The following is a 14,730-nucleotide window of genomic DNA, read 5'->3' as shown; positions in this document are numbered from 1 at the left end:
CGGAAAACGGCGCGATTCGCGCGAAGACTATCATGTGCCCGGCCCAATTCACCATCCACGGCAAATTCTTTCCAGCGGCAGACAAAACGCCAAAGAAACACTGGAAATCTCCAGCAACGCGATGTAACAGGGACCCCGAAGTCGGGGGGGTCATGCATTTGCCTCATTGTTTTAAGAGGTCAGATGCGAACAACCCTGTTGGTGAGGACGGCAAATGGGCTGTCCCAACGGGATATCAGGAGACGGAATTCGTTATGATGTTCAAGTCTGAAAAGAAAACACGGGCAGCCCTGTCCGTAATGGCAGTGATGCTTGGCGCCGCAGTGGCTCCGGTGTCTTCTTATGCGCAGGATGCGTCTGCCGACGCTGGCGCACAGGCTGCCGGCGCACCGCGCCTTGGTTGGTACAAGACCTGCAACAAGCAGGAAGACAATGACGTCTGTGTTGTGCAGAACGTTGTTCTGGCCACCGGCGGTCAGCTCGTTACGGGCGTTGGCCTCATCACCGTTTCCGGCAAGGTAAACAACAAGAGCCTGCAGGTTTCCGTTCCTCCGGCACGTCTGATCCCTCCGGGCATCGGCATGCAGATCGACGGCGGTAAGCCGCAGAAGATCGACTATCTGATGTGCATGCCGGATCGCTGCGTTGCGCAGATCCCGCTCACGGACGCCATGGTCGCCAGCCTGAAGAAGGGCACCGACCTGGTTCTGACCTCGATCAACTTCCGCCGTGCGCCGAACCCGATCAAGATTTCGCTTGAAGGCTTCACCGGTGCATTCGACGGCGAAGCGGTTTCCGCTTCCAAGCTCGCCGAAAGCCAGAAGAGCCTGCAGGACAGCATGCAGAAGAAGGCCGACGAAGCGCGCAAGAAGCTTGAAGACGCCCAGAAGGCTGCCAAGGCCCAGTAATTTCGATCCTCATGGATTGTCGAGAAACCCGGCTTCGAGCCGGGTTTTTTGTTGCCTGCGGTCCGGGTTCCGGCCAAAGAAAAACCCCGCTGGGAGGGCGGGGTTTGAAATGGATATGCAGCGGCTTAGTGGGTGAAGCTCATCTTGGGTTTGAACTGTCCCGTCGGTGCCATATCGAAAATCTGGTAGACCTGTTCATTGCGAAGCGGTTCGCCGCTTTCGTCATTCATCAGGTTCTGTTCGGATACGTAGGCGACGTATTCGTTTTCTTCGTTTTCGGCGAGCAAGTGGTAGAAGGGCTGGTCCTTGCTGGGGCGCACGTCGGCGGGAATAGAATTCCACCATTCTTCCGTATTCGCGAATTCCGGATCGACATCGAAGATGACGCCGCGAAACGGAAATACCTTGTGCCGAACCACTTCGCCGATACTGAACTTAGCTAGTCTTTCTTTCATGGTACGACTTCCTTTCATCACCTGATTTGGTGATTGATCTCACTCAAATCAAGATTTGTGCGAGAACTCGTCACATGAGTGTCACATCCGCGCGAGGCTTCCGTGACATCGAATAGGCGAAAGCCCCGGCGAACCGGGGCTTTCTGAGGGCTTACGCCGAGTAGTACATGTCGTATTCGACCGGATGAGGGGTCATGTCGTAGCGCATGACCTCGATCATCTTCAGCTCGATGAACGAGTCGATCTGGTCGTCGTCGAAGACGCCGCCGGCGGTCAGGAACTTGCGGTCCTTGTCCAGGCTTTCCAGCGCTTCGCGCAGCGAGCCGCAGACCGTCGGGATCTTCTTCAGTTCCTTCGGCGGCAGGTCGTAAAGATCCTTGTCCATGGCCTTGCCGGGATGGATCTTGTTCTTGATGCCGTCGAGGCCGGCCATCAGCATGGCGGCGAAGGCGAGGTAGGGGTTCGCCATCGGATCCGGGAAGCGGACTTCGACGCGCTTTGCCTTCGGGTTGCTGCCGAATGGAATGCGGCACGAGGCCGAACGGTTGCGCGCCGAATAGGCGAGCAGGACCGGTGCTTCATAGCCCGGGACGAGACGCTTGTAGGAGTTCGTCGACGGGTTGGTGAAGGCGTTCAGCGCCTTGGCATGCTTGATGATGCCGCCGATGAAGTACAGGCAGCTCTCGGAGAGGCCTGCATATTCATCACCCGCGAAGCTCGGCTTGCCGCTCTTCCAGATCGACATGTGGACGTGCATGCCCGAGCCGTTGTCGCCGAAGATCGGCTTCGGCATGAAGGTTGCCGTCTTGCCATAGGCATTGGCGACCTGGTGCACGACGTACTTGTAGATCTGCATCTTGTCGGCGTTGCGGACGAGCGTGTCGAACTTGATGCCGAGTTCGTGCTGGGCAGCGGCCACTTCGTGGTGGTGCTTTTCAACGACGACGCCCATTTCCGAGAGAACCGTCAGCATTTCGGAGCGCATGTCCTGGCAGCTGTCGATCGGCGGAACCGGGAAGTAGCCGCCCTTGACGCGCGGACGGTGACCGAGGTTGCCGGTCTCGTATTCCGTGTCGTCGTTGGACGGCAGTTCGGTCGAGTCGAGCTTGAAGCCGGTGTTATAGGGGTCGGCCTTGTAGCGAACGTCGTCGAAGATGAAGAACTCGGCTTCAGGACCAACGAAGACCGTGTCGCCGATGCCGGATGCCTTCAGATAGGCTTCGGCCTTCTTGGCGGTGCCGCGCGGATCGCGGTTATAGGCTTCGCCGGATACCGGATCGAGAATGTCGCAGAGGATGACCATGGTGGACTGCGCGAAGAACGGGTCCATGTGGACCGTTTCCGTGTCGGGCATCAGCACCATGTCGGATTCGTTGATCGCCTTCCAGCCGCCGATCGAGGAGCCGTCGAACATGACGCCATCGGCGAACATGTCTTCATCGACGCAAACCACGTCCATCGTGACGTGCTGCAGCTTGCCCTTTGGGTCGGTAAAGCGCAGGTCGACGAACTTGACGTCGTTATCCTTGATTTGCTTGAGGATTTCGCTTGCGGTCGCCATAAAATGGTTCCTTCATTTGAGAAGACGAGACGATTGCCTCGCCTGGACCAAACAGGTCAGATCGCATCGACACCGGTTTCGCCGGTACGGATACGAATGACTTCTTCGATATTGGATACAAAAATCTTGCCGTCGCCGATACGGCCCGTCTGCGCGGCCTTGCGGATCGCGTCGATGACGGCTTCCGCGTTCTCGTCGGCGAGGACGACTTCGACCTTCACCTTTGGCAGGAAATCGACGACATACTCCGCGCCACGGTACAATTCCGTGTGGCCTTTTTGGCGACCGAAGCCCTTTGCTTCCGTGACTGTGATCCCCTGCAGGCCAACTTCCTGAAGGGCTTCCTTCACTTCGTCAAGCTTGAAGGGCTTAATGATCGCTTCGATCTTTTTCATGAGAAAATGACTCTCCGCTTCTCCCGTTATAGCAGGCTCATACCCACCCCCCGATAGAATGCAGTTATCGTGCCAGTTGGAAAGCGGAATCTTCGTGGAAATGGCAGCCAGAGACCGAAAGTCGAGCGATTTTCAGCAATTTCAACGATTTTTTTGTCAAAAACGGCGCGGGTTGCAAGCGAAAAGCTTAAATTTCGACCGAAATGAGGAATATTCGCGATGTCTGATGCTTTCTTTCTGGCTTGTGGTGAGGATTAAAATATATGCAAATGACTAAATAATAACCTTCCAGATTTTGCGCCAATCGGTTGTTTTTTAGGCGGATTCTGCTTGAATGTCCGTATGGACAATCAACTCGCCGACCTTCTCCTCACCCCCGCAGAAATGACTGCCGTCGATGCCGCCGCAGCAGCCTCGGGCATCGGCAGTTTCGGGCTCATGCTGCAGGCGGGCGCCGGCGTGGCGGCGACGTTCCTGCGGCACTATCCGTCAGCCAGGCGCGCCGTCGTGCTGTGCGGTCCCGGCAACAATGGCGGCGACGGATATGTTGCGGCACGCTGTCTGCAAGATAGTGGTGTCGAGGTTGTGGTGTTTCACTTGGGGGATCCCGATCGGCTGAAGGGCGACGCTGCGCGGGCTTTCAGCGGTTGGTCCGGTGCGGGTGCGCCGATCAAGGAATACCAGCCTGCCGAGGGCGACGTGGTGATCGACGCGTTGTTCGGGGCCGGGTTGACTCGGGCCGTGCCCGAAGCCGTCAATGCGGTCATCGAGCGTATCGAGAAAGCTCGCCTGCCGGTGCTTGCCGTCGACCTGCCATCCGGCATTGACGGCCGGACGGGCATGGTGCTGGGGACCGCATTTGCCGCCGAGCGCACGATTACCTTCATGACGCGCAAGCCGGGGCACCTGTTGATGCCGGGGCGGGAGCTATCGGGCGTACTCGAGGTGCTCGACATCGGCATACCCGCGCGGATCGTGCGCGGGCAGGCATCGGGCAAGCTGGCGGAGAACCGGCCGGAACAGTGGCAGCGGTGGCTGAAGTCATCGGGGCAGGAGACGCACAAGTACAAGCGCGGCCATCTCGTCATCTTCTCGGGCGAGAAGGGCAAGACGGGCGCCGCGCGGATGTCGGCCATGTCTGGGTTGAAGGCCGGCGCCGGGCTGGTGACGATCGCCTCGCCTGCCGACGCCATGGATGAGAACGCGACGCACCTGACGGCCGTGATGCTGCACGGTATCGATGGGGATGCCGAGCTCCTGGATTGGCTGAAGGATGAGCGGTTGCGCAGCTTCGTGCTCGGGCCGGGTTTCGGAGCCGGCGAGAAGGCGCGCGGTTTCGTGGCGGCACTCGCGGCGCGGCATCTGGTTCTGGATGCCGACGGCATCACATCCTTCCGCGACGATCCTGAGGCGCTGTTCGCATTGTTCGCTGAAGGCGAGACGCGGCTGGTTCTGACGCCGCATGAAGGCGAGTTTTCGCGATTGTTTCCGGATATCGCTGCGGATGCCAATCTCGGCAAGGCCGACAAGGCGCTGGCGGCCGCGGCGCGGGCCAATGCGGCCATCGTCTACAAGGGGCCCGACACCGTGATCGCCTCGCCGGATGGTCGGGCGCTGATCAACGCCAACGCGCCGATCTGGCTAGCCACAGCCGGATCCGGCGATGTGCTGGCGGGGATCATCGGTGCACTGATGGCGCAGGGGCTGCCGGCCTTCGAGGCGGCCGCCGCCGGCGTTTACATGCATGGCGAAGCGGGCAACCGGGCCGGCAAGGGGCTGACGGCGGAAGACCTCGCCAGCCACGTCTTGCCACTCTGATTGCTTGTCACGCTGATTCCTTGGCGCTCTGACTACTTGCCGACCTCTTCCTGCAGCGCGATGGCGCCGAAGGGGGCGTTGACCTTTCCCTCGTGGATCATGAAGGCGAAGACGTCGCGCGGCTCGACCTTGACCTTGCGGTCGCTGTCGATAAGCGGCAGATCATCAGGCACCTTGCCTTCCGCCCAGCTCTCCAGGCGCTTGGCCCAGGCTTTCAGCTCCTTCGGCGGGTAGCAGGTCCGGATCTCGTCCGAGCCCTTCTGCAGGCGCGTATAAACGAAATCGGCTGTGACATCGGCCACCATCGGATAATCGAAATGCTCGGCGACAACAGGGGCGACACCGTATTTCGCGAGCAGCGCTACGAACTCCGGCACCTTGAAGCTGTCGTGGCGAACCTCGACCACATGCTTAAGCTGCAGGCCATCCTGCTTATCCGGAAGCAACTTCAGGAAGCCCTCGAAATCCTCGGGTTCGAACTTCTTCGTCGGCGCGAACTGCCAGAGGATGGGGCCGAGATGCGGGCCGAGCTCGACGATGCCCTGGTCGAGAAAGCGCTCGACGGATTCGCCTGCTTCCGAGAGGATCTTGCGGTTGGTGCTGAAGCGACTGGCCTTCAGCGAGAAGATGAAACCCTCGGGGACATCGACGGCCCACTTGGCGAAGGTCTCGGGCTTCTGGGAGCTGTAATAGGTGCCGTTGACCTCGATGACCTTCAGCTGCCGGCTGGCATAATTCAGCTCGTCTTTCTGCTTCAGCGTGGACGGGAAAAAGTGGTTGCGCCAGGGCTCGAACGTCCAGCCGCCGATGCCGACGCGAATGGTGCCGGGGTTTGTCATGACTTCAATCCATCCTGTTCGTTTTCGCCAAAACCGCTCTTCGGATAGTCAGCCTCGCGCGGCACGAGGCGGTAAACGCGTCCGTCTTTCTCTGCGCGTTCGAAATCATGCGCACGAAGAGCGCGGCGTACGCGATCCAGTTTGCGGATGCCCTCCGGGCTTACCGTTGGGGACCACTCGCCACCGTCGTCGTGAAGCTCCACAACGACCTCCGCGGCATACTCCCCCTCACGAATGAGCTGCGACGCCTGTTTCGTCATTGCGGCTTCCTCCTGGTGAAATCGTCATTCCAGCGATCTGGATCTGGAATGTATGCTGTTATCAACACCGCGGGTTCGGATGCGCCTGATGGGATGCCCCAAAGCAAATGCATGGGGCGTCCGCGTTCATCCGTCTGCAGGACCAGAACACAGGGTCCCTTGTGATACTCAGGATACTCCTCCACGACCACCGCCGACATTATATCCATCACCAACGGCTCGATCAGCAGATGGTCGTTCAACAACTCCTGCAGTGCGTGTGCCGAGACCCTGAACTTGCCGTCAGCGATCAGCACACGCACCGTGGAGAGGATATCGCTCACTCCGCCGCCTGCACCTTCTTCACCGGCCGCCGCTCCAGCAGTTCCTTCAGGAACTGGCCGGTGTAGGAGCGCTTTTCCTTGACGATCGCCTCGGGCGTGCCAGACGCCACGATCTCGCCGCCGCCGTCGCCGCCTTCCGGGCCGAAGTCGAGGACCCAGTCGGCGGTCTTGATGACCTCGAGATTGTGCTCGATGACGACCACAGAGTTGCCCTGGTTGACCAGTTCGTGCAGCATTTCGAGCAGCTTCGCCACGTCGTGGAAGTGCAGGCCGGTCGTCGGCTCGTCGAGAATGTAGAGCGTGCGGCCGGTTGAGCGCTTCGAGAGTTCCTTGGCGAGCTTGACGCGCTGGGCTTCGCCACCCGACAGCGTGTTCGCCTGCTGGCCGACCTTGATGTAGCCGAGGCCGACATCGAAGAGCGCCTGCAGCTTGTCGCGCACGGCGGGGACGGCGGCGAAGAACTCGACGCCTTCCTCGACGGTCATGTCGAGCACGTCGGCGATCGACTTCTGCTTGAAGGTGACGTCGAGCGTTTCGCGGTTGTAGCGCTTGCCGTGGCAGACGTCGCAGGTGACGTAGACGTCGGGCAGGAAGTGCATCTCGATCTTGATGACGCCGTCGCCCTGGCAGGCCTCGCAGCGTCCGCCCTTGACGTTGAAGGAGAAGCGGCCGGGCTGGTAACCGCGCGCCTTTGCTTCCGGCAAGCCGGCGAACCAGTCGCGGATCGGCGTGAAGGCGCCGGTGTAGGTGGCCGGGTTGGAGCGCGGGGTGCGGCCGATCGGCGACTGGTCGATGTCGATGACCTTGTCGATATGCTCGAATCCGTCGATGCGGTCGTGATCCGCCGGGATTTCGCGCGCGCCCATGACGCGACGCGCGGCGGACTTGTAGAGCGTCTCGATCAGGAAGGTGGACTTGCCGCCGCCGGACACGCCGGTGACCGCCGTGAAGACGCCGAGCGGGATCGATGCCGTGACGTTCTTCAGGTTGTTGCCGCGGGCGCCGACGACCTTGATTTCCTTGCCCTTCTTAATCTTTCGGCGCTCCTCGGGAACGGTGACGCCGAGTTCGCCCGACAGGTATTTACCGGTCAGTGACTTCGGGTTGGCCATGATGTCCTGCGGTGTGCCGTGCGCGATCACCTGGCCGCCATGGATGCCGGCAGCGGGGCCGATATCGACGACGTCGTCAGCCTGCAGGATCGCATCCTCGTCGTGCTCGACGACGATGACGGTGTTGCCGATATCTCGCAGGTGCTTCAGGGTCTCGAGCAAGCGCGCATTGTCGCGCTGGTGCAGGCCGATCGAGGGCTCGTCGAGCACGTAGAGAACGCCCGTCAAGCCGGATCCGATCTGCGATGCGAGGCGGATGCGCTGGCTTTCGCCACCCGAAAGCGTGCCTGAGTTGCGCGAGAGGCTCAGATATTCGAGGCCGACGTCGTTCAGGAAGCGCAGGCGGTCCCTGATCTCTTTCAGGATGCGGACGGCGATTTCGTTCTGCTTGGCGTTGAAGCTATCCGGCAGCGTTTCGAACCAGTCGCGGGCGATGCGGATCGACATGTCGGTGACCTGGCCGATATGCAGCTTGTTGACCTTCACGGCCAGCGCTTCCGGCTTCAGGCGGAAGCCGTTGCAGGACGGGCAGGGCGCTGCCGACATGTAGCGCTCGATCTCCTCGCGCGCCCAGGCGCTGTCGGTTTCCTTCCAGCGGCGCTCGAGGTTGGTGATGATGCCTTCGAAATTCTTGTGCGTCGTGTAGGAGCGGGCGCCATCGACGTAGTGGAACTCGATCTTCTCCTCGGTGCCGTTGAGGATCACGTCCTGTGCGTTGGCGGAGAGGTCGTTCCAGCGGGCTCCGAGCTTGAAGCCGAAGTGCTTTCCGAGCGCTTCCAGCGTCTGGTTATAATAGGGCGAGGACGACTTGGCCCATGGGGCGATGGCGCCGTCGCGCAGCGTGCGCTCGGGCTCCGGCACGATCAGGTTGGCGTCGATCTTCTGCTGGGCGCCGAGGCCGTCGCAGGTCGGGCAGGCGCCGGCCGGATTGTTGAAGGAGAACAGGCGCGGCTCGATCTCCGAGATGGTGAAGCCGGAGACCGGGCAGGCGAATTTTTCCGAGAAAAGCACGCGTTCGTGCGTTTCGTTGAGCGACTTGTTGGCCGAGCCGCCGGCGGCGGTTTCCTCCACTGGCAATGGCTTGTCGGCGAATTCGGCGATGGCGAGGCCGTCTGCGAGTTTCAGCGAGGTCTCCAAACTGTCGGCCAGTCGCGCGGAGACATCAGCGCGCACGACCACGCGGTCGACGACGATGTCGATGTCGTGCTTGTACTTCTTGTCGAGCGCGGGCGCATCCGCGATCTCGTAGAACTGGCCGTCGATCTTGACGCGCTGGAAGCCCTTTTTCATGAGCTCCGCGAGTTCCTTCTTGTACTCGCCCTTGCGGCCGCGCACGAGCGGCGCGAGGATGAAGAGGCGCGTGCCTTCCTCGAAGGCTAGGATGCGGTCGACCATCTGACTGACGGTCTGGCTTTCGATCGGAAGGCCGGTGGCCGGCGAATAGGGAACGCCGACGCGCGCGAAGAGCAGGCGCATGTAGTCGTAGATTTCGGTGACGGTACCAACAGTCGAGCGCGGGTTGCGCGAGGTCGTCTTCTGCTCGATCGAGATCGCCGGGGAGAGGCCGTCGATCTGGTCGACGTCAGGCTTCTGCATCATCTCGAGGAACTGGCGAGCATAGGCCGACAGGCTCTCGACATAGCGGCGCTGGCCCTCGGCATAGATGGTGTCGAAGGCGAGCGAGGATTTGCCCGATCCCGACAGCCCGGTCATGACGATCAGCTTGTTGCGCGGCAGATCGAGGTCGATGCCCTTCAGATTGTGCTCGCGCGCGCCACGGATTGAAATCGTCTTCAGTTCGCTCATCGTCTTCTGCTTCAATGTCTCGGGGGGATAAGAAGAGCCTTTATGTAGTGATGCCGGCTGGCGAGTCGAGGCTGAATATCCCTGTGGTTCACGCTTTTCGATTCCGTTGACAGGATGATAATGATAAAATAGAACAAATAAAGAACAAATTTCGTTGTGGATTAACGAAGCTCAACCACACACCGGCGAAGGCCGATGGGGTAAGGTGTTGTCAATTTCGTTGCGCATGTTGCGGGCTTCGCAATATCGGCAACACGACAAGAAGGTGAAAAGTATGGCTGGCAGCGTGAACAAGGTAATTCTGATCGGAAACGTGGGTGCAGACCCCGAAATCCGTCGGACGCAGGACGGCCGGCCGATCGCCAACCTCCGCATCGCGACATCGGAGACCTGGCGCGACCGCAATTCCGGCGAGCGCCGCGAAAAGACCGAGTGGCACACCGTCGTGGTCTTCAACGAAGGCCTGTGCAAGGTCGTCGAGCAGTACGTCAAGAAGGGCGCCAAGCTCTATATCGAAGGCGCGCTGCAGACCCGCAAGTGGCAGGACCAGCAGGGCCAGGACCGTTATTCCACGGAAGTCGTACTGCAGGGCTTCGGGTCGACGCTGACGATGCTCGATGGACGCGGCGAAGGCGGCGGCGATCGTTCTGGCGGCGGTTACGGCGGTGGCCGTGGCGGCAATGCCGGCGGTGGTGATTTCGGCGGTGGCGGCGGTTACGGCGACGATTATGGCTCGCCCTCGCAGTCTTCCGGCCGTGGCGGCTCGGGCGGTGGTGCGTCTTCCGGCGGTGGCGGCAATTTCTCGCGTGATCTCGACGACGACATTCCGTTTTGATCGAACGACAGACCGAAAGGTTTCAGACGGCGCGCCTCGGGGCGCGCCGTTTGCGTTTTAACTGAAAGCTCAGACGGGCGAGGGAACGAGGTTCATCGCCGACTTGATGCCATCGACGACGAATTGGGTGGCGAGCGCCGCCAGGATGACGCCGAGCAGGCGGGTCAGGATGGCGCGGCCGGTGACGCCGAGGAAGCGGTCGAGCCGATCGGCGATCAGCAGCGCCAGGAAGAGAAGCAGCAGGCTTGCGGCGATGACGATGATCAGCTGCGCCAGCTCGAAGGCCGTCTGCATCGAGCCTGCGATCAGGATGGTCGCGGAAATCGCGCCCGGGCCCGAGATCAGCGGGATGGCCAGCGGGAAGACGGCGATGTTCTGGATGTGGTCGACGGTGATCGCGGCGGTGCCTGTCTTCTCCTTGCGGTCCTGGCGCTTCTCGAACACCATTTCAAAGGCGATCCAGAAGAGCAGCAGGCCGCCGGCGATGCGGAAGGCGCCGATCGAGATGCCGAGCACGCCCAGCACGCTCGATCCGAAGAGCGCGAAGACGGCGAGAATGATGAAAGCGATGATCGTGCCGCGCAACGCCACCTGCTTGCGCTGGGCTCTGCTCATGCCAACAGTGAGGCCGAGAAAGATCGGCGCGAGACCGGGGGGATCGATCGTCACGAGCAGGGTTGTAAAGGCGTTGATCAGTTGGTCGGCGCTTGCCATCATGTCTCCGTATACCCATATCCGGGCTTGGTTTTCGCGCGATTGTGATGTGGGCAAACCAATTTTGCAAATGGCGCGGCATGCGTGATGGTGATTGGGGCGCATAAGCCTCGTTTTGCCCTGATTAGACCGTAAAAGCCTGTTCAAAACTTCCGGCAAAATTGGCTTAGGAACAGCCTTTCCGCTATAAATCTTCAAGTGATTCTAGAAGAGACGTGATCCATTTTGACTGAGCAAACACCCCCCGGCGGCGGGAAGCTCCCGCCAGGCATCGAGCCCATCTCCATTATGGAGGAAATGCAGCGGTCGTATCTCGATTACGCGATGAGCGTTATCGTCAGCCGCGCGCTTCCTGACGTGCGCGACGGCCTCAAGCCCGTGCACCGGCGCATCCTCTACGGCATGTCCGAGCTCGGCATCGACTGGAACAAGAAATACGTCAAATGCGCCCGCGTGACCGGGGATGTGATGGGTAAATACCATCCGCACGGCAACACCGCGATCTACGACGCGCTGGCGCGCATGGCGCAGGACTGGTCTCTTCGCCTTCCGTTGATCGACGGCCAGGGCAACTTCGGCTCCGTCGACGGCGATCCGCCGGCGGCCGAACGCTACACCGAATGCCGTCTCGAGAAGGCGGCGCATTCGCTGCTCGACGATCTCGACAAGGAAACGGTCGATTTCCGCGACAACTACGACGGCACGCTCTCCGAGCCCGTGGTCGTCCCCGCGAAATTCCCGAACCTGCTCGTCAACGGAGCCGGCGGTATCGCCGTCGGCATGGCGACCAATATTCCGCCGCACAATCTCGTCGAAGTCATCAATGGCTGTATCGCGCTGATCGACGATCCGGCGATCGAGCTGCCCGAGATGATGCAGATCATTCCGGGTCCCGATTTCCCGACCGGCGCGAAGATCCTCGGCCGCTCCGGCATCCGCTCGGCATACGAGACGGGCCGCGGTTCGGTGATCATGCGCGGTGTGGCGACCATCGAGCCGATGCGCGGCGATCGCGAGCAGATCATCATCACCGAGATCCCGTATCAGGTGAACAAGTCGACGATGATCGAGAAGATGGCCGAGCTGGTGCGCGACAAGCGCATCGAGGGCATCTCCGACCTGCGCGACGAATCCGACCGTCAGGGCTACCGCGTCGTCGTCGAATTGAAGCGCGACGCCAATGCCGACGTCATCCTGAACCAGCTCTATCGCTATACGCCGCTGCAGACCTCTTTCGGCTGCAACATGGTGGCGCTGAACGGCGGCAAGCCGGAACAGCTGCAGCTGCTCGACATGCTGCGCGCCTTCGTCTCGTTCCGCGAGGAGGTCGTTAGCCGGCGTACGAAGTTCCTGCTGCGCAAGGCTCGCGAACGCGCGCACGTCTTGGTCGGTCTGGCGATCGCTGTCGCCAATATCGACGAAGTCATCCGCGTTATCCGCCAGGCGCCGGATCCGCAATCGGCCCGCGAAGAACTGATGACCCGCCGCTGGCCGGCGCATGACGTCGAAAGCCTGATCCGCCTGATCGACGATCCGCGCCACCGCATCAACGACGACATGACCTACAACCTCTCGGAAGAGCAGGCACGGGCCATTCTCGAACTGCGTCTTGCCCGTCTGACGGCCCTCGGCCGCGACGAGATCGGCGACGAACTCAACAAGATCGGCGAGGAAATCAAGGATTACCTCGATATCCTGTCGTCGCGCGTCCGCATCCAGTCGATCGTCAAGGACGAACTCGCGGCTGTCCGCGACGAGTTCGGCACACCGCGCCGCACCGAGATCATGGATGGCGGCCTCGAGATGGACGATGAAGACCTCATCGCCCGCGAGGACATGGTCGTTACCGTCTCGCATCTCGGCTACATCAAGCGCGTGCCGCTGACGACCTACCGCGCACAGCGCCGCGGCGGCAAGGGCCGCTCCGGCATGACCACGCGTGACGAAGACTTCGTTAGCCAGCTATTCGTGCTCAACACGCATACGCCGGTTCTGTTCTTCTCGTCGCGCGGTATCGTCTACAAGGAAAAGGTCTATCGCCTGCCAATCGGCACGCCGACCTCGCGCGGCAAGGCGATGATCAACATGCTGCCGCTTGCTCCAGGCGAGCGCATCACCACCATCCTGCCGCTGCCGGAAGACGAGGACAGCTGGGCAACGCTCGACGTGATGTTCTCGACGACGCGCGGCACCGTGCGCCGCAACAAGCTCAGCGACTTCGTCCAGGTCAACCGCAACGGCAAGATCGCGATGAAGCTCGAGGAAGAGGGCGACGAAATCCTCTCCGTCGAGACCTGCACCGAGCATGACGACGTGCTTCTGACGACGGCACTCGGCCAGTGCATCCGCTTCGCGGTCGATGACGTCCGCGTCTTTGCGGGCCGCAACTCGATCGGGGTACGAGGGATCAACCTCGGCGATAACGACCGCATCATCTCGATGACGATCGTCGGCCATGTCGATGCCGAGCCGTGGGAACGCGCCGCCTATCTGAAGCGCGCTGCCAACGAGCGTCGCCTGACAACGGGCGAAGCGGAAGAAATCGCGCTGGTTGGCGAGGAAGTCACCGAAGAGGGACAACTGAGCGACGAGCGCTACGAAGAGCTGAAGGCACGCGAACAGTACGTGCTGACGGTCTCGGAGAAGGGCTACGGCAAGCGGTCTTCCTCCTACGACTTCCGCATCTCCGGACGTGGTGGCAAGGGCATCCGCGCCACCGACACGTCGAAGACGGGCGAAATCGGCGAACTCGTCGCTGCCTTCCCTGTCGATGACAACGACCAGATCATGCTGGTTTCGGATGGCGGTCAGCTGATCCGCGTGCCGGTTGGCGGTATCCGCATCGCCAGCCGCGCGACCAAGGGCGTGACCATCTTCTCGACCGCCAAGGACGAGAAGGTCGTGTCGGTCGAGCGCATCCGCGATCCGGAAGACGAGGTCGAGGAAGGTGCCGAGAACGGCGACGAGACCGCCGTTGTGCCGGGCGAAGAGCCCGCCGCAGAGGCTGGTGACGAAACGCCGCCGGACGCCGAGACGTAAGAGTCTCCGCGCACCGGGTTTCCGGTGAGTGGATCTGAAACAGAAGGGCCGGACCTTGTGGGTTCGGCCCTTTTTGTTTGAGTTGCGGAGGCCTTGGCGCCGCTCTCAGCGAGCTTGCCGCGGGGATGTCGATGGCTCTGCGGACGACGAAAGAGATGTTGTTTTTCTTGGTAAATCCCTGGGTTGCAGTCCTCATTGTTTTTGGTGAATATTCCTCACGATGCAACCAAATGGCGATTCGCGGACAAGATGGAGGAGATCTGCCCGCCGATCGCTCGATGACCGGTAAGGAGGACGTCATGCACCCGTATCTGCTGCAATCACTTGAGACCGCTCAAGCCTCGGATCGCCTTGACGTGGCCGACAGCGCGCAGAAGCGGATGCTCGTCATAACGGCCGCGAGAGCGATCCATCGCATGCATGCCGAACTGGGCATCGATCTCGCCCAGAACGAGCTACGGCGCGGCCATATCGTCTACGACCTCGCAGAGCTTGCGACGCTGATCGATGACGGCGTGCCGGATCATGTGGTGGCCTCCGGGCTGAAGGAGGCTGCTGAGGTAATGGCAAGTCTTTGCCATTTGCTGACGGAGAATGCTGCCGCGGAGTGAGTTTTCGACGCCGTGATCGGACGCGCCAGCGATGACCTTCGGGCATTGCCGCCC

Annotated in this window: 13 protein-coding genes; 5 read left to right on the top strand and 8 right to left on the bottom strand. The window is 61.1% G+C overall.

The features are described from left to right. The first annotated feature begins 254 nt into the window (after positions 1-254). Positions 255-908, top strand: a complete 654-nt coding sequence (locus J5286_RS12800) for an invasion associated locus B family protein (RefSeq protein ID WP_111563521.1) — start codon at positions 255-257, stop codon at positions 906-908. Between the two features lie 125 nt (positions 909-1,033). Here the strand turns inward: J5286_RS12800 and hspQ are convergent, their stop codons facing one another. The 3 genes from hspQ to J5286_RS12785 form a co-directional block, all read right to left on the bottom strand. Then, entirely contained in the window at positions 1,034-1,363 is a 330-nt protein-coding gene (gene hspQ, locus J5286_RS12795) for a heat shock protein HspQ (protein ID WP_018900558.1), read from the bottom strand. Positions 1,364-1,514: 151 nt separating this feature from the next. Next, a complete protein-coding gene (gene glnA / locus J5286_RS12790; protein ID WP_018900557.1) occupies positions 1,515-2,924 on the bottom strand; it encodes a type I glutamate--ammonia ligase in 1,410 nt (469 codons plus the stop codon). A gap of 56 nt (positions 2,925-2,980) precedes the next feature. Continuing rightward, positions 2,981-3,319: a P-II family nitrogen regulator gene (locus J5286_RS12785; RefSeq protein ID WP_018900556.1), complete on the bottom strand. Its 339-nt coding sequence runs from the start codon at positions 3,317-3,319 to the stop codon at positions 2,981-2,983. A 342-nt stretch (positions 3,320-3,661) separates the two neighbouring features. Between J5286_RS12785 and J5286_RS12780 the strand changes: the two genes are divergently transcribed. After that, positions 3,662-5,137: an NAD(P)H-hydrate dehydratase gene (locus J5286_RS12780; RefSeq protein WP_209190628.1), complete on the top strand. Its 1,476-nt coding sequence runs from the start codon at positions 3,662-3,664 to the stop codon at positions 5,135-5,137. Between the two features lie 32 nt (positions 5,138-5,169). Here J5286_RS12780 and J5286_RS12775 read toward each other — a convergent pair whose 3' ends face one another. Genes J5286_RS12775 through uvrA form a run of 4 tightly spaced genes read right to left on the bottom strand, consistent with a single transcriptional unit; the run spans position 5,170 to position 9,477 of the window. Further along, positions 5,170-5,976 carry a DUF72 domain-containing protein gene (locus J5286_RS12775; protein WP_209190627.1) on the bottom strand — a complete coding sequence of 269 codons (807 nt, stop codon included), beginning with the start codon at positions 5,974-5,976 and terminating at the stop codon, positions 5,170-5,172. Next, positions 5,973-6,236: a hypothetical protein gene (locus J5286_RS12770; protein WP_209190626.1), complete on the bottom strand. Its 264-nt coding sequence runs from the start codon at positions 6,234-6,236 to the stop codon at positions 5,973-5,975. The genes J5286_RS12775 and J5286_RS12770 overlap by 4 nt, the downstream gene beginning before the upstream one ends. Next, positions 6,233-6,559 carry a DUF4258 domain-containing protein gene (locus J5286_RS12765; RefSeq protein WP_209190625.1) on the bottom strand — a complete coding sequence of 109 codons (327 nt, stop codon included), beginning with the start codon at positions 6,557-6,559 and terminating at the stop codon, positions 6,233-6,235. Before J5286_RS12765 ends, J5286_RS12770 begins: the two co-directional genes overlap by 4 nt. Then, on the bottom strand, positions 6,556-9,477 hold the full coding sequence (gene uvrA, locus J5286_RS12760; protein WP_209190624.1) for an excinuclease ABC subunit UvrA: 2,922 nt from the start codon (positions 9,475-9,477) through the stop codon (positions 6,556-6,558). Before uvrA ends, J5286_RS12765 begins: the two co-directional genes overlap by 4 nt. A gap of 274 nt (positions 9,478-9,751) precedes the next feature. Here uvrA and J5286_RS12755 point away from each other — a divergent pair, with 274 nt between their 5' ends. Continuing rightward, a complete protein-coding gene (locus tag J5286_RS12755) occupies positions 9,752-10,312 on the top strand; it encodes a single-stranded DNA-binding protein (protein ID WP_209190623.1) in 561 nt (186 codons plus the stop codon). Positions 10,313-10,381: 69 nt separating this feature from the next. Here J5286_RS12755 and J5286_RS12750 read toward each other — a convergent pair whose 3' ends face one another. Further along, a complete protein-coding gene (locus J5286_RS12750) occupies positions 10,382-11,026 on the bottom strand; it encodes a MarC family protein (RefSeq protein WP_018900549.1) in 645 nt (214 codons plus the stop codon). 225 nt (positions 11,027-11,251) lie between these two features. On the opposite strand from J5286_RS12750, the gene gyrA reads away from it, so the two are divergent. Beyond that, positions 11,252-14,065: a DNA gyrase subunit A gene (gene gyrA / locus J5286_RS12745; RefSeq protein ID WP_209190622.1), complete on the top strand. Its 2,814-nt coding sequence runs from the start codon at positions 11,252-11,254 to the stop codon at positions 14,063-14,065. A gap of 131 nt (positions 14,066-14,196) precedes the next feature. Further along, positions 14,197-14,676, top strand: a complete 480-nt coding sequence (locus J5286_RS12740; protein WP_209190621.1) for a hypothetical protein — start codon at positions 14,197-14,199, stop codon at positions 14,674-14,676. Positions 14,677-14,730 lie beyond the last annotated feature (54 nt).

Origin of the sequence: Rhizobium sp. 16-488-2b, from assembly GCF_017741815.1 — a bacterium.
Taxonomy (GTDB): domain Bacteria; phylum Pseudomonadota; class Alphaproteobacteria; order Rhizobiales; family Rhizobiaceae; genus Rhizobium.
This window is presented reverse-complemented; position numbering and strand designations above follow the sequence as displayed.

What these genes read in the sequence shown, in the direction of transcription:
- J5286_RS12750 (WP_018900549.1), bottom strand. Translation starts at nt 11,026, where the DNA reads ATGGCAAGCGCCGACCAACTGATCAACGCCTTTACAACCCTGCTCGTG.
- J5286_RS12770 (WP_209190626.1), bottom strand. Translation starts at nt 6,236, where the DNA reads ATGACGAAACAGGCGTCGCAGCTCATTCGTGAGGGGGAGTATGCCGCG.
- uvrA (WP_209190624.1), bottom strand. Translation starts at nt 9,477, where the DNA reads ATGAGCGAACTGAAGACGATTTCAATCCGTGGCGCGCGCGAGCACAAT.
- J5286_RS12800 (WP_111563521.1), top strand. Translation starts at nt 255, where the DNA reads ATGATGTTCAAGTCTGAAAAGAAAACACGGGCAGCCCTGTCCGTAATG.
- hspQ (WP_018900558.1), bottom strand. Translation starts at nt 1,363, where the DNA reads ATGAAAGAAAGACTAGCTAAGTTCAGTATCGGCGAAGTGGTTCGGCAC.
- glnA (WP_018900557.1), bottom strand. Translation starts at nt 2,924, where the DNA reads ATGGCGACCGCAAGCGAAATCCTCAAGCAAATCAAGGATAACGACGTC.
- J5286_RS12785 (WP_018900556.1), bottom strand. Translation starts at nt 3,319, where the DNA reads ATGAAAAAGATCGAAGCGATCATTAAGCCCTTCAAGCTTGACGAAGTG.
- J5286_RS12775 (WP_209190627.1), bottom strand. Translation starts at nt 5,976, where the DNA reads ATGACAAACCCCGGCACCATTCGCGTCGGCATCGGCGGCTGGACGTTC.
- J5286_RS12780 (WP_209190628.1), top strand. Translation starts at nt 3,662, where the DNA reads ATGGACAATCAACTCGCCGACCTTCTCCTCACCCCCGCAGAAATGACT.
- J5286_RS12740 (WP_209190621.1), top strand. Translation starts at nt 14,197, where the DNA reads ATGGCTCTGCGGACGACGAAAGAGATGTTGTTTTTCTTGGTAAATCCC.
- J5286_RS12755 (WP_209190623.1), top strand. Translation starts at nt 9,752, where the DNA reads ATGGCTGGCAGCGTGAACAAGGTAATTCTGATCGGAAACGTGGGTGCA.